17 protein-coding genes are annotated in these 19406 nt (G+C 66.7%); 3 read left to right on the top strand and 14 right to left on the bottom strand.

What is annotated here, in order from left to right:
* On the top strand, positions 1-240 hold a 240-nt coding region (locus ACIBCU_RS37715), incomplete at its 5' end, for a hypothetical protein (RefSeq protein ID WP_399237138.1).
* 831 nt (positions 241-1071) lie between these two features.
* Positions 1072-1743, top strand: a complete 672-nt coding sequence (locus ACIBCU_RS37710; RefSeq protein ID WP_399237136.1) for a hypothetical protein — start codon at positions 1072-1074, stop codon at positions 1741-1743.
* A gap of 173 nt (positions 1744-1916) precedes the next feature.
* Here the strand turns inward: ACIBCU_RS37710 and ACIBCU_RS37705 are convergent, their stop codons facing one another.
* The 8 genes from ACIBCU_RS37705 to ACIBCU_RS37670 all read right to left on the bottom strand — a co-directional run bounded on the left by ACIBCU_RS37705 (position 1917) and on the right by ACIBCU_RS37670 (position 10804).
* A complete protein-coding gene (locus ACIBCU_RS37705) occupies positions 1917-3317 on the bottom strand; it encodes a hypothetical protein (protein ID WP_399237134.1) in 1401 nt (466 codons plus the stop codon).
* Positions 3318-3839: 522 nt separating this feature from the next.
* Complete coding sequence (locus ACIBCU_RS37700; protein ID WP_399237132.1) at positions 3840-4766, bottom strand: hypothetical protein; 927 nt, start codon at positions 4764-4766, stop codon at positions 3840-3842.
* Between the two features lie 27 nt (positions 4767-4793).
* Positions 4794-5948: a hypothetical protein gene (locus ACIBCU_RS37695; protein WP_399237130.1), complete on the bottom strand. Its 1155-nt coding sequence runs from the start codon at positions 5946-5948 to the stop codon at positions 4794-4796.
* Between the two features lie 344 nt (positions 5949-6292).
* Positions 6293-6469, bottom strand: coding sequence for a hypothetical protein (locus ACIBCU_RS37690; RefSeq protein WP_399237128.1), 177 nt, complete (start codon positions 6467-6469; stop codon positions 6293-6295).
* A 639-nt stretch (positions 6470-7108) separates the two neighbouring features.
* The gene (locus tag ACIBCU_RS37685) at positions 7109-7930 is read right to left on the bottom strand and encodes a hypothetical protein (RefSeq protein WP_399237126.1); all 822 of its coding nucleotides are present in this window, start codon (positions 7928-7930) and stop codon (positions 7109-7111) included.
* Between the two features lie 163 nt (positions 7931-8093).
* On the bottom strand, positions 8094-8894 hold the full coding sequence (locus ACIBCU_RS37680) for a helix-turn-helix domain-containing protein (RefSeq protein WP_399237124.1): 801 nt from the start codon (positions 8892-8894) through the stop codon (positions 8094-8096).
* 37 nt (positions 8895-8931) lie between these two features.
* Positions 8932-9192 carry a hypothetical protein gene (locus tag ACIBCU_RS37675; protein ID WP_399237122.1) on the bottom strand — a complete coding sequence of 87 codons (261 nt, stop codon included), beginning with the start codon at positions 9190-9192 and terminating at the stop codon, positions 8932-8934.
* A gap of 757 nt (positions 9193-9949) precedes the next feature.
* A complete protein-coding gene (locus ACIBCU_RS37670; protein WP_399237120.1) occupies positions 9950-10804 on the bottom strand; it encodes a hypothetical protein in 855 nt (284 codons plus the stop codon).
* Between the two features lie 245 nt (positions 10805-11049).
* Between ACIBCU_RS37670 and ACIBCU_RS37665 the strand changes: the two genes are divergently transcribed.
* Positions 11050-12420, top strand: a complete 1371-nt coding sequence (locus ACIBCU_RS37665; RefSeq protein ID WP_399237118.1) for a hypothetical protein — start codon at positions 11050-11052, stop codon at positions 12418-12420.
* A 106-nt stretch (positions 12421-12526) separates the two neighbouring features.
* On the opposite strand, the gene ACIBCU_RS37660 is transcribed toward ACIBCU_RS37665, so the two are convergent.
* The 6 genes from ACIBCU_RS37660 to ACIBCU_RS37635 all read right to left on the bottom strand — a co-directional run bounded on the left by ACIBCU_RS37660 (position 12527) and on the right by ACIBCU_RS37635 (position 19179).
* Positions 12527-13447, bottom strand: a complete 921-nt coding sequence (locus ACIBCU_RS37660) for a replicative DNA helicase (protein ID WP_399237116.1) — start codon at positions 13445-13447, stop codon at positions 12527-12529.
* Between the two features lie 160 nt (positions 13448-13607).
* A complete protein-coding gene (locus ACIBCU_RS37655) occupies positions 13608-14384 on the bottom strand; it encodes a DnaB-like helicase C-terminal domain-containing protein (protein ID WP_399237114.1) in 777 nt (258 codons plus the stop codon).
* A gap of 184 nt (positions 14385-14568) precedes the next feature.
* Positions 14569-15963: a replicative DNA helicase gene (gene dnaB, locus ACIBCU_RS37650; RefSeq protein WP_399237112.1), complete on the bottom strand. Its 1395-nt coding sequence runs from the start codon at positions 15961-15963 to the stop codon at positions 14569-14571.
* Between the two features lie 91 nt (positions 15964-16054).
* Positions 16055-17443, bottom strand: coding sequence for a hypothetical protein (locus ACIBCU_RS37645; RefSeq protein ID WP_399237110.1), 1389 nt, complete (start codon positions 17441-17443; stop codon positions 16055-16057).
* 408 nt (positions 17444-17851) lie between these two features.
* Positions 17852-18379: a GNAT family N-acetyltransferase gene (locus ACIBCU_RS37640; RefSeq protein WP_399237140.1), complete on the bottom strand. Its 528-nt coding sequence runs from the start codon at positions 18377-18379 to the stop codon at positions 17852-17854.
* Between the two features lie 38 nt (positions 18380-18417).
* Positions 18418-19179: a GntR family transcriptional regulator gene (locus tag ACIBCU_RS37635; protein WP_399237108.1), complete on the bottom strand. Its 762-nt coding sequence runs from the start codon at positions 19177-19179 to the stop codon at positions 18418-18420.
* Between the last annotated feature and the right edge of the window lie 227 nt (positions 19180-19406).

Raw genomic sequence — 19406 nt, 5'->3', positions numbered from 1 at the left:
CGCCTTCACAGGGTGGAGCGCGCGCTCAAGGCGCGCCTTCACAGGGTGGAGCGCGCGCTCAAGGCGCGCCTTCACAGGGTGGAGCGCGCGCTCAAGGCGCGCCTTCACAGGGTGGAGCGCGCGCTCAAAGCGCGCTGCTCGTCTCACCTCCGACGTGAGGGTGGAGGTCTCAGAGTCAGGTCTCGCTCCTCCGACGTGAGAGTGGAAGTCCCACCGCCAGGTCTCGCCCCACCGACGTGAGAGTGGAAGTCCCACCGCCAGGAGCGGCGTCTCGCACGAGGCCTCTGAGGGCCGGCTGCTGTCCTGCCGCACCGGCACACCTGGGCGCGACACCGGGCGCAGGACCCCATGCCCAACCGCGGCTCACCCAGAAAAGACGACCCCCACACCAACAAAACAGAGAGAGGCAGTAGCGCTGCGGGAAGGTCACCGGTGCTCTGAGCTGACGCGTTACTGGCCTGAGAAGAACTGACCTCAGCGAGGCGGGACAAGGCTTGGCGAATCTTCGGTTTCGGCGTCTCTGGCACCTGCTGAGGCTGGCGGACGAGACGAACTCTGCGTCGTGATCTCTGCGTTCGTCAGCTTCTGATTCTGGGATGTCGGGAGCCCGTCTATCTCGAAACGGAGGGAGCTAGGGAGAGAGGTCCAGGACCGTGTGGGTGCCTCCCTGCCCTCGACGGCGATCCTCCGCGGGCAACCTTCGGGACTCTTGAAGCGACGTCGTCGTGACCGTCAGGGGGCGTCGAGCAGCCCACAAGTTACTTTTTGTGCCTTTTGCGCCCTCCAAAGGTATGTGACTTGTGACACACCCCTGTCGGTGCGCCCACGGTCCGAGAACCCCTGACAGGTCTAGACATCCCCCGAATGAACGCGCTAAGCGGAATCTGGACCGTCGACTTCGTTAAGACTCCAGAGGCACCAGGATCATGGCCATGCGGGCCGATCCTCCATGAGCGCCTGGCCGTGCCGCCGGCCTCGGCCGCACCCTCCACGCACGTCGGAGGGCGGCGCCCGATGCGGGTGCCGCCCTCCGTCGTCTTGGTGCCGCGTCAGGGGCGGTAGCCGCCCTGGATGAGGCCCGAGCGCGACTATGCGCAGCTCGCTCGCGGTGGTCCGGCCGATGGAGAGCTTGTCCTGAATGGTGGCCAGGGAGACGGCCTCGATCTGGACTTCCTCGCCGGCCGGGGTGGCGTCGAGCAGCAGGTGGGCTCCGCGGCGCTCGGAGCGCTCGCGGGGGGAGAGGCGGGCGTAGTCCTCGGCTTCCTGGGCGGCGGCCTCGACGCGGGCGACCTGCTCGCGGAGCTGGATGGTGCGCAGCTCCATCTCGGCGGCCGGGTGCTCGGTCTGGGCCTGCTGGAGACGGCGGTCGGCGCGCTGGGCGGCAGCGCGCTCCGTCTGCTCCTCGCGGAGCTCCGCCTGGGCGGCGTCGCGGCGAGTGGCGGCGACCTCCGCCGACTCCATCGCGTCGGCCTCGGCGCGGGCCTGGCGCTCCGCCGCCGTCTTCTGGAGCTACGCCCTCGTCTTCGCGGCCTCCGCCTGTGCCTGGGCGGTGGCGGCGGTCGCCTGCGCGGCGGCCGTGCCGGTACGGGCGGCCACCTGGTGCTCCGCCTCGGCGATGTCGGCCTCGTCGGTCAGGGCCGCGATCCGTTCCTCCTTGGCACGCTTCCGCTGGCGCTCCGCCTCCTGCCCTGGCGCTCCGCCGCCTCGCGCTCCCGCTTCGACGGGAGGGCCAGCGCCTCCTGAACGGTGTAGCCGTGGGGCGCCATCGTGATCGGGAGGAGCTGCGTCTCGGACGCCTCGGAGAGGTGCCTCCGAGCTCGTGGGTGAGCCAGACCTGGTACCCGGCGAGCGCCCGCTCTCGCTCGACCATCTCCGGGTACGAGCGCACCGCGGCCAGCCGCTGCTTCACGCAGGGGTCAGGTGGCGGTGATGTCGGCGGGTCGGCTGCGTGGCGGGGTGGTGGTGAAAAAGGTGCGCAGCGGCTGGTCGATGTGGTGTTGGCGATCTGTGCCCTGGGCGACACCGGCATCGAGCAGGGACGCAAGGTCGTCGGTGTCGGAGGGGGTGAGAACGATCCAGCGCAGGATGACCTGCAAGGTGAGGAGCCGGAGGGTTCGCAGCTCCTCCAGTTTCTCCTGTGGTGTCTGGTCTTTGATCACGTCGCCGTGTACGTAGGTAGATCGGGCCTTGTAGGCACGTTGAACAATGGCCCTGGCCTCTTCTTGTTGGCCAGGGGTAGAAAACAGGGCGGCCGCGCGGGAACGGATGTTATCGGCGGTGCCCTCGCGTTTGTCGTTGGGGCTGATCAGCAGGGCTTCCAGGGCGATGACGTAGTCGAGGTGCAGTTCGTCGGCCTCTACCTCCCAGACGCCGTAGTCGTGATAGGTGCGCTGGTATGCGGCCAAGACGTGCCGGGCAGCGCGTTCAAGGCGGCGGGCACGCTTTTTAACCATGCTTCGCTCGTGCGTCGCGCCTGACATGACTGCGTTGATTTTCGCCGAGATCGCTGTGCAGAAGTCAGTCAGGGCCTCAAGGTCTGAGGCCGAGACATGGAAGTCGCCGGTGTCGCGGACCTCAACCTCTTCCCGTCTTCCGCGCCGGCCTTCATACACTTGGATTGTGGTCGGCACATCTCTGAGGTCCAGTTCGAAGCGGCGTCCGCGCGCGACGCTGAAAACCGATTCCACTCGGAGAAGTTCGCTGTCCCACAACATCAAGGGAAGGAGGGCCTGCCAGTGCTGGGCCTCCGCGCGAGGGCCAGTGAAGTCGAACCAGGTCGGACGACGGGTGACCGTGCGGCCGGGATCCGGCACATAAAGGAACGGTGCGCCGGTGATCAGGCCGAGATCATGGCTCCGGCGCTGTAGAACGTTCAGCGCCGGCATCGGAACCGTCTGACGGAGCTCGTCCGCAGTAAAGGTCTGCAGGGTGTGCCGGCCCAGCGGGATCCTGGTCCCTTGGGGGAAGGTGCCGTTGAGGAGCAGCCATCGCTCGTGGACCGGGGCCGGGGCGGTGCAGAAGGTGACGAAGTTGTCCGCGACCTCGGCGGCGACGATGGGCTCACCATAGGAAATGAGACGTGCCGCCTCGCCCAGGCCCGACTCCTCCAGCAGAATTAAGGGGTTCAGGTCTCCGTCGACCTTGGAATAGAGGTCGGGGTGCTCTTCCCTGGGCGCTGCGGCGGCCACCGCTTTCACCACGTCCTCCCAGTGGGGCTGGAGCATCAGCACCACGATGGACTGAGGTGTCGGCGAAAGGCTGCCTGCGTACTCCAGCCACGACAACACGGCCTCACGCAGGGAGAGATGCTTGTTCATACGGCCTGAAACTAGCTGCCCAAGTCGCCCGTGGGCAGTAGTTTTCCAACGGCGGAACCAGTATTGACCAGTCGTCCTCGATACACGACAAGGGTGACCATGCCGGGACCGGTATGTCCGGGCGGCCAGCCCGAAGTGAGGGATGCTGCGGCCGGGCAGCTTGGCAATGTCGGGCATGACTATGGAAACGGCGGCCCTCCCGATCGTCCACGTGGATGTCCGCGCGACCGGGCCCCGTTCGCTCGCCGAACTTGTCGACCCGCTTGCTGATGACGCCCGCCGCGAGGAACACGCCCCGAGTGCTACCAGGAACTCGACGCACGAGGAGAGCACCCTCGCGCATGTCGAAGGGTGCCTCGTCCGAGCCCGCCACCACATCCGTCTGCTGAAGAACGAGAAGGACGTGACCCACATCTGTGTGGTCAACCGGGCACGTCGAGAGGGTGCTGCACGTCGTCCGGCGGCACCGCGGCCGCCCGGCCGAGGAGCCGAGCAGCCTTTCGGGTCTGGCTGGGTGTGTTTCTACTCTGGCGCGTGCTGTAGGCCGATCCGGGGAGTGGGTCCTGTGGCTGAACCAGTGTCCGGCAAGTTGGAAACAAAGGTCGGGACGAGTACGCGGATACGGCTTTCGGGGATGTCCCCGGCCAGAGCTTGGACTGCGAGTTCAGTGCCGGGTGTGGCAGCCGCGCCAAAGAGTTGACGAAGGAGGCGCAGTCCTTCAGTAGCGACAGCGCCGACCCGCGGGTCCGCGCAAAGATCGGTGAAGGATGCCGCTATCTGGCTGGCACGAATCGTGGCCATGATCCGGTAGACATCGCCGGCGTCCTTGGCGGACACGCGGTTCGTTTTCCCCTTCTCGGCGTCGGCGATCCGTTCGTGCAGCTTGAACGCCTTGGCCACAAGAAGCGCCACAGGACCGGCTACGTACGCTTGCACGCTGCGGTCGTCGTCCGGTGTGAGGCTGGAGATGGTCATCAGCGAGCGGTCCACGGCTGCCACCTCGAGGCCGGGGACCTTCTTGGCGGCCCAGCCGTCGTGTGGCGGCATCTCGGTGCGGCGCCTGGTCTTCGAGCCCGGCGCCAGGTTCGAGGGGACGAGGAGATCGACCTCTACGCCGACTTCAACCTCGCCCACCTGCTCGGTGCGCTCCCATAGGCCAACCTGCTGCTTGCCGTTCTTGTCGAGCTTGAGGGTGAAGCCGGCTGCGTGCATTGCTTCCTCGAGCAGCGGCTGTTCGCCCAGGACTTCTGGGTCGATGCTGATGTCGCCGTCGGAGGTGTAGGAGGCGCTGCTGATCGCCGCTTCGATGGTGCGGAGGTACACGGCCTGGGCACCGACGACGGTGAGCGCCTCTCGGTGGTCCTCCAAGGCGATGAGCGCGTCCAGGAGCACCTTGCGGGCGGCTAGGTTCAGTTCGTCTTCATCGGTGCCTGCTGCGGCTTGCGACATCGTTCCCCCTCCGGACGTGGCGCAAGTCTAGAAGCGGGTGGACTCGTCCCGGCGTGAAAGATCAGATCTGCGCCAGACATGTTCGTGGTCGGCCATGAATTCCAGGATTTTTTCTCCCTCGGCCGGCATGCGGCCCGGCCCCGAGAGGCAGTCCGTCGCAAGCTGGCTCAGCCCGACCTGCCACACACCCCCAACGAACATCGGCCGCTGCCACACGCTGTCGTCCTTCGCTCGCAGGATCAGCACATCAGCGCCTTCCGGCACGGGCATGAGACCGAGCGCATCTGCCCATGCCTCCACGTTGAGCTCGTGCTCCTGGACGTAGAGCATGAGCTGTCCTCCGACGGACAGCGGGGCCAGGGATCTGGCCGCGTAAGAGCCGGTGACCAGAACCTCGCGCCGAATACTGTTAGTGCTGTCGTCGGCCATACTCGCCAGCTTGCGCAGCACTGCTTTGATGCCGTTCGGGGCGAGCATGCCGGTCGGCTCAGCGGTGCGCAGGAGATCCGTCTGGTTAGCCCTGGCCCGCAGCAGCCCCTGCCAGTCAACCGAAACGATGTTCCTGCCCTCGCGTTCGATCAGCAGTTGATCGTCCAGGGTGTCGAGCAACCGCGACACGTAGGGCAGGCTCAAGTTGGCCCCGTTGGCCAGTGCTGAAGCACGGTAGGGCGGAGCAAAGTCGGCCAGAAGCCGTACAAGTCGGCCGGCCTTGAGGCCGGTGAGCAGCGGCTTGCTGGACGGCGGCCTGTGCCCGGCGGGAGCACGATCAGCTCCCTGGGTGTGGATGACAATGGCGGGCCGGCTCACACGCAGGGAAACGTTGCCGGTCAGGTCCAGGTAGTCGATTCCGTTCGCCCGCAGCGCTTCCTGCGCCAGCGGGCTAATCCACGGAGAGATCACCAGAAGCCGGGTGTGCGAGTTCACCCGCCGTACGAGATGCGCCATAGACGTCAGGACTCCGCCGGCGTCCTTCGGGGTGACTCTTTGCCGGGCCTCGACAAGTAGCGAGATGTAGACGCCGTCATCGGACTTGATCTGGAGCATTGCATCCCAGCCGTGGTCCCCGCCGGGGAGCTGGTCGGGTCGCAGAGCGACTTCCCACTCGGGTCCGAGCAACTGCTGCAGATGCGTACGCCCCTGCTCAAGCAGGTCCTTCTCCCTCTGGTGTGCGCTCGTCTCCATACCCATCAGCATGCCATGACAAGTGGGCTATCATCGAAAAACTTGCCGATTTCGTTAACTTTCCTCTCGTCGTTAAGTTGGCAGATTCAGCAAGGTTCACGATGCGTGGGACTTTTCTTAGCAAGGAAAGTTGTCCAAATCAGCAAGCTACGCCGCTCACGAGGGGGCCCAAGGACGTCACCTGCAGCCCACAGAGGTTGACCCGCCGGTCGCCCGCAGTCACCGCGAAGCAGCGTCCGCCGTTGGGATGCAGTGGGTGTAAGCGGGCGACTAGCTCTCCAGTACGACCGACGTCTCCACCGTCCGGGGCCGCCCACGGTGCCTGCTACGGCTCTCCAGCCCTCTCATACGTCAGTGCCCCTCGAGTCGTCGACGTTCCGGTCAGCGCTCTGGTACATGCGCTGGACCTTGCGCCAGGCGGTGATGAGGTCGGGCAGCTGATCGAGCAGCCCCCGGGCGACGAACAAGAAGATGCTCAGCACGCCAGAGGCAGCGAGCAGCCAGAGAATGATGGAGTCCACCCGTTCAAGTCCCTCGTGATCCAGGGGTCGAACGTGGATGACGTCCACTCAGTTCGACCACCGATGTGTGTGGTCAGAACTGAGGTCCACGCCGACAGTAAAGCTCAGGCCCTGCTATCCCATGGGTAATGCGGGCACGCCCTGAGGCAGCCGCGGCGAACGGAGAGGTAGCAGGTGGCCGGGTCGTGGTTCACGGCTCGAGCAGCCGCCCCTCGACATGTCGGCTCGTGGGGGACTGATCCTGCGCTACAACTGAAGCTACCCCCGGACGAGACCGTGGTCGCCGCATATGCCATACGTGAGACAGACCCGCCATCAACAAGGTAGTGGGGTCCAGTACAACCGAGGCGCAGCCGCAGAGCGCTGGCTTCCAACGGCAGCAGTTTCGCCGGGGCCGGTGGTGGACGTCCCTGCAGTCGGCCGACGTGCAGACAAGGCACGAGTCTATGCGGCGGCGTCATGATGCGGCCAAGGAGGAGCGTGAGGCGCGCCAGCGGGAGCGGGAGGAGGAGGCGGAGCGTCGGCGCAAGGAGCTGGAGGAGAAGGAGCGAATCCAGAAAGCGGAGGAGGCCGAACGCCGGGCCAAGAAGGAGACGGAGGAGTCCCGAGCACGAACAGCTCTCCATGTACTGACGGTCTTTATGCGGGCCGTGGGTGGTGCGGGTAGCCAAAGTCCTCTTCGTCCCAGCCGGCCTGCGCCCCGTCATCGCTCACGGCGGGTTCCTCGCACCTGGGCCCGTCTGGCCCTACCCATACTCGCGTCCAGCGGGGGTGGCGGTCTGTGAGGGGCAGGTCGCATCCCTTGCACACCATCAGCGGGGCGCCGTTACGGCTCAGCCGTGCCGCGATGGCGGGCCTGCCAAGTTCTGGGATGTCGACGATGGGGTCAATGGCGTCGAAGCAGCCCGACAGGTTCCAGGCAGCGGTGTCGCGGGTGCTCTGCCAAGTGAGCCCTTCGATCACGGGGTACCGGGCGCGCCAGCCGAAGGTCGGCACCCCGCGGTCGCTGGGCTCCGCGAAGGCGCTGAGCGCCACCGCCTCGTAGTCCGGCCGGACAGCACGAACCTGTTCCTCGAGGAGAGGACGGGTCAATTCGTGGAGCTCGTCCAGTGTCTTGAGAACGGCCTTCTCGGTATCGACGTGCGCGTCGGACTGAAACCATGCGCAACGGATCATGTAGTCGAGGGGCCATCCTGCAAGGATCGCTTGCTCGACCATGAGCTGCTCCGGCGCCAGGACGACGCGGTGGCGCATCGGCAGTCCCCCGATGCTGCCTGTCCACTCGACGCTCTCCCCGGCTTCCGCCGCCTGGACAGCGTCCTGCACGGTGGGGTAGCGATCGAGGAGCGGTTGGAATTCGTCCACGTACTCCCGCTCCTGGTCCGGCTCGGAAGCCTGCCTCACGACGGTGGTGCGCGCCCGGTGGGCCGGCTGACGGGGGCGGCGCTTCTTCTTGGGCACGTTCTCTCCTGTAGTACACAAGCCTGCGGCCGCGTGGCGCGAGGTCAGGCCCGGGGCCCAATCATGACGGCCCGATCGCTGTGCGGTCACCGAGTTCGCCGACCCCGACCTCGTCTGCCCCCTTCTCCGGGCCACGGACAGACAAGGTCGGTGCACGCAATGATCAGGCTGCCATCTGGTTTCGGCGGCAGACTCGGCAGCCGCCCGCGCCTGTCTTTACCTTGGAGTACCGAACGCGGCTGATCGAGCTGCACGCCATGCACTGAGCGGTCCAGGGCGCGGCGTGGCCGGGATACGGGTCGATGGGGCGGAGTCCGGATCTGATCATGAAGTCGACGGCCTCGGAAGGCGTGACTCTGCGACGCGGGTGGCTCGGATGGGGCGCGGGGACAATTTTGGGTGTCCAGCGGTCGTCGCGCTTGGCCCGTTGCCATGCCTTGGCCCAGGCCGGAAAGGTCCCTTCTGGCACTTCACAGGCGATCAGGTAGGCATACAACTGCCGTACAGAGGTGACGGGCTGCTTCCGCTCACGGATGCGCCACGCGGACATCCGTGACAGCGGCGCAAATTCTCTGGCCCTGGCCTCAGCTCGCTCCTCCATGTGCCTGGAGGAAGGCTCTCCGTTCTCCTCCCAGACTCGTCTCAGTGCCGCGGCAAGGTCGGCTGACGTCCGTACGAGCTTCAGGCGGGGCGCGTCTGTGACGCGATGACCTCTCCCCAGTCGGGCTGCCTTCCTCCACAACGCCTCGATCTCGTCGTGGTCAATGCCGCACGCATCGGCTATCTGCTGGCTCACCAGCAGCGTCGGTCTCACCTCACCCGCTTCGGCACGCTGAATGGTCGTCACCGAGCGGTCGATCTCCGCAGCCAGCTGTCGTCGACTCAGGCCGCGGCGAGAGCGTCCGTCGCGCAAGGCTCGGGCGAGGCGGCCAACACCGTGGTTCGGGTCGTCAATCGGCGCCATCGGGCGCCCCCGTCGATCCGGCATGGGTCTGGTCCCTTTACGCCTGCGCCGGGAACAGCAGGGCACGGCCGGCGCGGCGCATCACAGCGGTACGCGGGCCGGCCTGGGCGTACCGGGTCACCAGCACAGCCAGAAGCCCGGAGCTTCCCAGAATGGTGGCGGCTTCCGGCAGAGGTGTGCCGCGGGTGATCAGGAGGACCGTCATCACGATGATGACGATGATGACCGCGCTCTCTCCGAGGCCGAGACGGCGTCGGGTACCAGTGACACACGCTGATACGGACTGAGGGGAAGACATGAAGGGCCCTTTCTGACTCACGCCGGCGCCCACCGACGTGCACGAACTCTGGCTCCAACCAGATGCCGCAGGCGGTTGGCTCCGCCGTGCTGCGGTGGACAGAATCGTGCCAGTGATGAGCGGGCCTGAGCGCCACCTTCCAGTACTTAATACATATCTGTCCCGCGCGTTCGGGAGGGCCCAACTTGGCAAGTGCCACTTATTCGTTGGCCATAGGTGGCCGTCTGAGTGACGGGACGGAAAGACCGACCAGGTAATACCGAGTGACCTCTATGAGGAACACGGTCCTCCGATGGGTGCGACCACACATTCACCCATTCTTGGCACACTTCGCTTGCCGCTACCTATACAGCAATGCGACCATCCAGCCAGCGCCTGCTAAACGGGCGCGGCCCTGACTGCTGGCTCCAACCATTGCTGACCAGGGACTTCGCGAACGGGTGTTGGCTCACCCCTCGCCCGCAAGGGCCAGAACCATCAGGTTCTGGCCCTTGCGTTATCGCCCTGTACGGACGGCTGAGCGCCGATCACCACCCCGTGCGGCACTAACGACGCAAGGCACGCTCCGTGTTGCGGCCCATGCACACGCCGCTGCTCCTGCCAGCAAATCGCACCTCTTGCCGTCGCCCCTCAGTAGCTGACGGGCCTTCAGGCGGCGCAGCTTCGCCTGGATGACGCCGAGGGTGCTGGCGCTCTCGTCGGCGCGTCCCCGGTCGACACGTCCGTCGTGGACGTAGTCGCGGCCCCTCAGATTCGCTCACCCGTGCGCTTCCCTCCCTGTGGTCGACGCCTCCTCGGCGACGCCGCGATCGGCGCCTGATGCCGCATCCGCCGAGGCCGCCTCCGTGGGTACCGCAACAGCCAGCAGCTCGGCGTGCTCGCGATGGGAGGCGCTGTTTCTGCGGGCCTGCTCGGCGTTGTCGCGATGCTCGTCGGCGAGTTCCGGCTCGACCCCGGTCAGTTCCTCGTACAGGGCGGCGGCCTCTTCGTGGATCGCGGCCAGCCGGGTCAGTACCTCCGCTCGGGCCTCCGGGCGGGCACCGGCATCGTTGAGGAGGCTCCAGTCCGAGTACGCGGTGGAGAGCTGCTTGTTGAATACGGCGAGCCGGGCGTGCAGGCCCGTCGCGCGCTCCCGGCGGGCGGCCTCGGCGGCGACCGCGCCGGGGAAGCGGACGGCATCCAAGCCGGAGCTGACCGCGTCCTGCGGGTGGCGGGGATCGTGGGCGGCGTACACGCGGTCCAGGAGCCGGGCTGCCTCCAGGGTGGAGTGGGCGGTGTCCCGCGGGAACATGGTGCGGCCGTTGCTGGCCCAGGCGTTGACGTCTCCGGTCCAGCGTTCGTGGGCGGCCTGCTTGCTGATGCCGGCGGCTGCGGCCACCTGGGACCAGGTGGTGCCCTCCTCGCGTTCGGCGATGACGGCGCGTTCCACAACGTCGTCCACCAGCTTCTTCAGCGCCAGGGCGCGGCGCAGCCGCTCGCCGTGCGGCGCAGCGGGGTCGATGGGCAGCAGAACGAGTGCCTCCTGGCGGAGGCGTTCGACCTCAGAGGCGAACAGCACGCGGGCTTCGTCGCGCGGTGAGAGCACGTGCGGACGCTCGGGGGTGTCAGGCATGCCGTCAAGCTACACCTGACGCAAGGTGTCGTCAGGCTTTTCCGGACTCTCTCATCCGTCAGGGGCAACCTGACGCACCCGGTTGACTCTATGGCGCGATCACGACTGGCCGCCCCTCGCGAACGCCTGTCCGGCAGGGTTGGCCAGAAAAAGGCTGCATGACAAGGATTGCTGCGCATGCATAAGGGGGTACGTTCAGTGCTGCACGAAGAATGCAGCACTCGCAGCGAACTGAGGAATCAGCCTTGAGCCACGTTCTCCCGCTCGCCAACGGACTGCGCACCGACCACCCGGTGCCGGGCCTGCCGTTCGTCGACGACTCCCACCTCCCCCTCGACGACGGCCCCGAGGCCATCGAAGCCGTCGGCCGCCACGAGGCCAGCGGCATGTGGGGCCGCTGGGACAAGAACCGCGCCGACGGCGGCTGGCGCGCCTTCACCACCGACCCGATCAACCACACGCTCGGCTGGGCGGTCCGCCACCACCCCGAACACGGCCGGACCGTACTGCTGGTCCGCGACAACGACACCTCCCATCTGCACACCCAGTGGGGCGGCGGTCCTCTGCTGTTCCGCGCCGGCGGCTACTGGTGGGACGGGGCCAGCTGGTACCGGCCCGGACAGGTCTGGGACCCCGTCGCCCAGGACCACGAGCGGCGCAAGGCCCGCCTGGCGGTGACCGTCAGCGCCGCCGACATGCTCGACGGCCGTGCCGACCCGGGCCGGGCCTACCTCGGCAAGGTAGCCACCTTCGACCTGGACGCCGCCAAGCCGGACAACTGGCTCGACCACCTGGCGCTGTGGGCCGCCCGCCACCAGGAACGCGATGGCGCGCTGCCGCTGGAGCGGTGCGTGGCCGACCTCTCCAGCCCCGAACTGACCGGGGCCCAGCTGATCGGCGCCCCGGAGATGGCGGAACTGGGCGGCATCACCGCCTCCACGCTGCGCGCCTACATCTCACGCGGCAACAGCGAGGTGCCGCTGCCGCAGGCCGTCGTCGGCGGCCGAGACCAGTGGGCCCGCGCGGTGGTCCAGGACTGGGCCGAGGCCCGCCAGCGTTCCTACGAGGGGGTCGGCGAGGCGATGTCCGCCGGGGACCGCGACAGCCTCTCGCCCGGCGCGGCCGAGGTCCGCGACCGGTTCGCCGCCGACTTCCAGCACACGCTGTTCGACCGGCCCGACGTACGCAAGCGATGGGTGCTGCGCCACCGCAACAAGGAGTCGGTCACCGAGGTGGCCAACGAGCTCTCCTGGTCCGTCGCGGCCAGCCTGGACCGCATCATCCCCACTCAGGACCTCGGCCAGGTCATCCAGGGCGCCGTGCTGCGCGACCTCGGCGACTACGCCGAGGAAGCCAAGGAGAAGGAGTCCTGGTTCCTGCTGAACCTGACCCCGTCGGTGGGCAAGATGCTCGTCTGGTTCATCCGTCACTTCCCCGGGGAGGCGTACGCGACCATCGGCGAGATCCAGCGCCAGGCCCACAGCGCCTGGGGCGCACCAGCGGCCGACACACTGCGCGTGCTGCGCCGGGACCTCTCCCTCGACAGCGGGAAGCTGACCGACGAGCAACGCGAGACGTACTTCGCGCTGCTCGAACCCCATGAGGACACCGACTGACCGGCCTCGCCCGCCGGATGGAGAGGGCCGGAGCCAATGCCAGTGGCTCCGGCCCCAAGAAACTTCCGCAGCCACACAGGCTCCGGAGGCTTCTGTGCGCCATGGGTCAGGTCTGCTGCATGTCCACGAACCGTCCGTAGTGGCCCTGGAACGCAGTGGTGATCACCACAGTGGGTCCCTGGCGGTGTTTCGCCACGTAGAAGTCCGCTTCGCCGGCCCGTGGAGTGTCCCGGGTGTAGGCGTCCTCCCGGTGGAGCAGCAGGATTGTGTCCGCGGCAAACGTGATGGCTCCGGACTCGCGGAGGTCGTCCAGCTTGGGCAGGCGGTCATACCGCTGCTCGGGATTGCGGTTCAGGTGGCTGGTGGCGACGACTGGGATGTTCAGTTCTCGGGCGAGGGTCTTCAGGTCGCGGACGATGTCGCCGACTTCGCGTTCGCGGAGGTCACTGCGCTTCGCCGGACGGATGTCTTGGATGCCGTCGACGGCGAGGAGCGCCACACCGTGTTCCTCAACGAGCTCACGGACTTCGGTTTCAAGGGTGGCCATGGTGAGGCGGCTGGGGGTCCTGACGTGGAGCGGGGCTGCGGAAACGTCCGGGACGCGGCGGGCCAGGCGGGTCCAGTCCTCGTCCTTCATCGTGCCGCAGATGATGTGATGCCGGGCGACGCGGGCTTCGGCGGCCAGGACGCGCATGAGGAAGAACTCGCCGGTCTCTTCGAGGGAGTAGACCGCGGTCGGAATGTTGTTTCGGATCGCTGTGTTCCGGCAGATGTCGGTGAGGAGTGTTGTCCGACCGACCTGGGGGCGGGACGCGATGACGGTGAGGGATCCGGGGGTGAGCCCGCCGGTTACCAGGTCAAGGTCCTGGAAGCCGGTCGGCAGGCCGCGGAGGCTGGAGTATCTGTCGGGTTCTTCAACGATGTTCGCTACGTCGTCTAGGAGGTTCCCGAGGAGGTCTCCGATGACGCTGGTCTTGTCGGGCCCAGCCTCGTCGAAGGCTTGGTTCTCGGTGGTGGTGTCGGTCATGGTCCCCCCTGGGATTTGATGGGTGAAGGCTGACCTGGTCGGGCTGAGGCAGCTTTGGGCGGCGAGGTCGGCCTGGCGCTCTCCTGCATTACTGCGGCGATCGTGGGCTTGAGGGTGTGCTCTCTGCCCGGCGGCGGGCTGAGTGGGCACCCAGCGCAGGTCAAGCGTTGGGCAGGTCGACGAACCGGTGGTATTCGGGCTCGAAGTGAACGGTCGCGCTGCCGGTCCCTTCCCAGCCTCGGACCGCGATGAGGTCTACTTCGCCGCGTCGCTGCGGAACGGTGCCGTTGCGGTCAGGGCGATGAAGGAGCATGACGGTCTCTGCTTCTGTCACTGAGCCGTCCAGTCGGCTCAGTTCCGTGAGCGCGGGCAGATCGGTCTCAGGGGTATCGTCCTGCGGCGTCAGGTAGGCGGTCACCAGGACGGCGATGTTGCGCTCGTTGGCGAGACGTTGCAGCACAGCAAAGGTGGCACCCTCGGAAGGTTCGTCGTTGGAGGCCAGTCCGTAGCCGTCCACGATGATGAGATCGAGCCCTGGCCGGGCGGCCAGCTGCTCGGATAGATCCCTGAAGGGCCACCGGCCGGCCTTGAGTTCGCTGCTCCACATCGACAACCGGGACTGCTCCATCGCCGTGCGGCCCCGCTCGATGCGGGCGCGGCGGCCCTTGTTGATGGACAAGGGGCGGTCCACGTTGACCGACGTGGTGGCGGCGACCAGGTTACCCATGAGCGTGTCAGTGCCACTTTCGAAGCTGGCAATCACGACCTGGCGGCCCACTTCGTCGTTGTGGCGGGCCACGCTCAGGGCAAACGCGGTCGTGCCCGTGGACGAGCGTGCTGCGACGAGGGTGACGCGACCGCGAGGGATCGGGCCGGCTAAAGCGTCGAAGTCGGACAGCCCGGTAAAGATCTCGTCGGTACGAAGGTCGGCGGTCATGGATGCTCCTTTTGATCAGAGGTGAGGTCTGTAGCCGTCGGCCGCGGACACCGAGAAGATCGTCTACGCGGCGCCGTGGGCGGCGATCTCCACCCACGGTGGGGGGATTCCCATCCGAGGCGGTGATCGCCAGCGAGAGGGGTACGCGAGGTCCCTCATGGGGCTGCTGGCCAAGGTGGGGTGGTCAGGTCTTGCTCATGTCGACGAAGCGGCTGTAGTGGCCTTGGAAGGCGACGGTGATGGTCGCGGTCGGTCCGTTGCGGTTCTTGCCGATGATGAGGTCGGCTTCGCCGGCCCGGGGTGACTCCTTCTCGTAGGCGTCCTCGCGGTGCAGCAGGATCACCATGTCGGCGTCCTGCTCGATGGATCCGGACTCGCGCAGGTCGGAGACCACTGGCTTGTGGTCGGTGCGCTGTTCGGGTCCGCGGTTGAGCTGGGACAGGAGCACGACGGGGATATTGAGTTCCTTGGCCAGGAGTTTGAACTGGCGGCTCATCTCGGAGACCTCGACCTGCCGGTTCTCGGCGCGGCGACCGGTGGACTGCATGAGCTGGAGGTAGTCCACGGCGATGATGTCGAGTCCGCCGCGCTGCTGGAGGCGTCGGCAGTGGGCCTTGATCTGGGTGGCGGTGAGGCTGGCGTCTTCGAAGATGTGCAGGTCGGCGTCCTCCAGGCGTTGGACGCTGCGGCCGAGGCGGGCCCAGTCCTCATCGGTGAGCTCGCCGGTCTGCATCTTGTGGAAGGCGACCTTGGCGTCGGCGGACACGATGCGTTCGTGGATGTCGTCGCCGCCCATTTCGAGGCTGAACAGGGCGCCGGAGTAGTTGTGCTTGATGGTGGCGGCGCGCAGGAAGTCCACGGCGAGGGTGGATTTGCCCATCGCGGGGCGGGCGGCGACCACGATGACCTGGCCGCCGTGGAAGCCGTTGGTCAGGTTGTCGAGGTCGACGAGGCCGGTGGGTACGCCCCTGGTGACCTCGCCCCGGCTGCGTGCTTCGAGACGGTCCATGAGGGATTCGGAACGCTCACGCGGGCGGAAGCTGGCGGTGTCGTCTTTGATGTCGACAGCCGAGTTGAACTCGGCGCCGGCCGCGTCGGTGACCTCGTCGGCGTCACCGTCGCCGTAGCCCAGGTTCATGATCTTTGTGCCTGCTTCGACCAGGCGGCGCTTGCGGGCCAGGCTGTGGACGATGGCGGCGTAGTAGGTCGCGTTCGCGGCGCTGGGCACGGCCTGCACGAGGGTGTGGAGGTACGGGGCGCCGCCGGCCCGGGTGAGGTCGCCGCGTTTGACCAGCTCGGCCGCCACGGTGATCGGGTCGGCCGGCTCACCTCGCCCGTACAGGTCCAGCACGGTCGCAAACACGATGGCGTGAGCGGGCTTGTAGAAGTGGGCCGCGGTGAGGATCTCGACGACTTCGCCGATCGCGTCCTTGGACAGCAGCATGGCGCCGACCACGCACTGTTCGGCGTCGATGTCCTGCGGCGGCACACGGTCGAAGCCACGCACGCCAGGGCCGGGGCCGGCGTCGTGGTCGTAGCCGTGCGAGTCGGTGAAGGCGTTGGCCTCTACGGTGGTCATGTGCACTCCTGATCGGTCAGAGCTGGCAGGGGGCGCAGCGGGGCGTCCGGTGCAACGGACGCCCCCACGCATGTGTGGCGGGAGCGGGCGATCACCGCTGCTGCGCGGTTTCCATCCGGTCGGCCTGGTCGGGGATACCGCCGGAGCCCAGCGCACCCGTGGCGTCGACCCGCAGGAGCGCGGCCGCCTTGAGCCGGTTCTCCTCGGCTTCCGCCTCAGCCTGAGCAGACCGCGCGGCCACGGACTGCCGGCGCGCCCTGGCCTCACTGCGCGGCGTTTTCTCGCCCTGGCGCCCACGCGTCTTCCCGGAGCCGATGAGCGCCCGAGCTGCCGCGATGGCCTCGTCCGGGACCGGGCGGGCGGAACGCTCAGCGGGTGCGTCGTGATCGTCGTCGGCCTGGCACGGCAGGCACTGCTCCGCGGAACGGTGCGGATGGTTTGGGCACGCACCCTCGAGCGGAGGCCGCTGCCCCTGCCCGGAGGCCGGAGCGACGTCTCCCCGCTTGAAGGCCGCGTACAGCGGCAGGCGCTTCAGACGGGCCGGGATCACCCTCGGGTAGTGACCGCGGATCTTTTGACTGGTGCCGGTCATGTCCGTGAGGCGGGCTTCCAGCTCCTCACCAAGCGGCCAGCCCCAACGCTTCGCGGACTCAGCGAGCAGGCGAGCGTACTTCGCGATGTCCTCTGCACCGCACGCCCACCGGCCCGGCAGGTTCGCCAGGAACACCCCGGCCGCCTCGACCTCCGCATCGCTCACGGCGATCTCCGCCGTCGCGGGGTTGTAGTTCTGCGCGATGCGCATGGCGTCCCCACCCGCCCCGGCAGCAACCACCGACTCGGGAGTCGTTGACCGTGGGGGGACGGTAGGGGGGTTTACCAACCCACCGGGGGGGGTCTGGGGGGGGGACGAAGGGGAATCGGGTTTTTCCCGATTCCGGCTCTGACCTGCGACAACGTGGTCTGAGGGAAAACGGGTTTTTCCCGGTTCCGCTTCGAAGTCGGGAAAAACCTGATTCCGGCTCTGACCAGGCGAAATGGGGTTTTCCCCGGTTTCCCTCGGGTCGACCTGGCCCGGAACCGGGTTTTTCCCGATTCCGGCTCTGACCTGCGACAACGTCTCAGCCTCTGCCGCGACGTGCTCAGGGTTCTTCGCCGGGTTCCGGAAGGCCCAGTAGCGCCACTGCGGGCGCTTCGACGCGTCGTTGTAGACCGACTTGCGCATCAGATGCCCGGCCTTTGTCAGGCGCTTGGCGATGACCTCGAACCGGTCCACGCTCATCTTCCAGCCCAGATGCTCCCGCATACCTGCGGCGAGGTCCTTGGCGGTAGCAGCCGTATCCGGAGGAAGGAGCAACAAATGGACAAGCACCCCAATGTCCTCAGGCTGGAGCCCGGGCGTCTCCGCAACGGGGCGAGTGACCGTCACATCATCCGGGACTTCGTAGCCGCGACCGAAGAGGGCTTCGCCGAACTGGTTCATGCGACACCTCCCGACGAAGGCATGGCAATGCGGCTGGTAGGAGCAGACGTTGACGCGGTCACGCCTGCTACCGGCTTCGTCCCGAGCGGCGGTGTGACAGTTCGGTCGGGAAAAGTTCGTCGAGCCGCGGCTGGAGGCCGGCGGCGCGGGCAGTACAGGTGGTGCATGTGGTGGATCTCCCCTTGATAGGGGAGCCGTGACCAGCAGATGTGACCTGACAGGAGACCCAGATGGTGGCGATCCGCGACGCGGTCCGCTTATTCTGGGTACAGGTGACTGCGCGGGCCCTTGGGTCCACGGGCATCACCCCGGCGAGGTCACCTCACCGGCACGACTCAGAGCTTGGTAGGCCTGCGAGTCGACTTAAGGAGCCGTTCCCTCCCGGCCAGGAGGGGGCGGCTTCGTCGTTTAGCTGGTGTAGGCAGCGCTTTGTACTGCTTGGCTTCCTCCTGGTAGCAGGGACTCTGGGTGGCGCACAACGCTGGAGGCACGTTGGCCGAGCCATCCCGACAGACGGTGGGTTGGGGCCTCAGTACGCACGTGCTGAAAACCCTCCCCCTTGTAGAAGTCCTGAAGCTTTGTGTTGCTGCGCCAGCAGTCCAACCTGACCCATGGCTTCCCCTGCTGACGGGCTTGGCTTCCGACCCAATCCAGCAGTTGGCCGCCGAGATTCCTGCCTGCGACGGACCGCGACGTGATGAGTTTGGCGACGTACACGGCTTCGTCGGGTTCGTCGTTGGCAGTCCAGAAGTCTAGGTCGGGCGGGGCGAGGGTCACCGTTGCGACGGCGTCCCCCTGCTCCTCCACGACCCATGTTCGCCCAGCTGCTATGTCCGTCTTCCATTTTTCCAGGGCGGGCTGCCGGGTCTGGGGGTTGCGCCACTGGTCGATACCTGCGTCGGCGAGCCACCGTTCGGCTTCAAGGCGCAGGTTCATTAGAGCTTCAGCGTCGGCAATGCTAGCGGGACGAATCATCATCCGGTTACATCCATTTCGTAAACAAGCACATGGCGATCTCCAGGTGCGATAGTCCGCATCACTCGCACTGGAGCGAGCTCGCCATAACCGACCCGAACGTGCTGGGCCACAGGCGTGCCAGGCGGAAGCTGCAACTGTTCGGACTCTTCAGGCGTGGGCATCCGAATGCTGATCTCGTCTCGAACATGCCGCTGGGGATGACCGATCGCCTTCAGGATCCCCCCAGGTACAGCAACGTCTCCCTTTTCCTCAAGAAGCGTTCCCGAGGCGATGGCTCCTGGGAACCAACTGGTGCTCAGCTGAAACGGGCGATCGTCCACTGTGCGTAGGCGTGTGCGCGTAACGACTGGTTCCCCCGGCCTGATCTGGAGCCAGTCGGCGACCTCGGCTGGAGCTGGCTCGGTGCTCACCGATACCTGCTGAGCAGGAACTCGGCCTGCCATCTTGATGGCAGCAGACCAGTCGTCCATAGCTCTCGAATCGCGTCGTTGTCCGCGCTCGAAGCTGGTCAGGTTCCAGGTGATTGGGCGGTCGGAACGAACGCGGCGCCGGCCTCCCTGCTCGCCGACCACAAGGCCCTCGAGCTTGAGTAGATCGATGCCAGCGCTCACCGTTTTCGTGGTGACGCCGTACCCCTCTGAGAGTTCGCGGCTTGTGGGCAGCGCGGACCCAGGGGGCAGTTGACCGGTCCGGATCTGTTCACGCAGGTCATCTGCGATCGCTCGTGCCGTGGTCCGGCGCTCAGTCTTCGGCGTCATGCCGAGCACAGTACCCCTTGCCGCGATTTAGGTACACAACTAGGTCCACTTGGGCGTCGTGTCCTCAACTTCCGTACCTAACTATTGACCTGACGGTGCCTAAGTCGTGTACCGTCATGCCTGTCGATGAAAGTTAGGTACCAAAGTCGACATGGTTATCCACGCCCCTTGGGGCGTGCAGCTATGCGCCGTACGGGCTTACGCCCGCAGCACCATCGCAAGACCGC

Source organism: Streptomyces sp. NPDC051064, assembly GCF_044455985.1.
Classification (GTDB): domain Bacteria; phylum Actinomycetota; class Actinomycetes; order Streptomycetales; family Streptomycetaceae; genus Streptomyces.
This window is presented reverse-complemented; position numbering and strand designations above follow the sequence as displayed.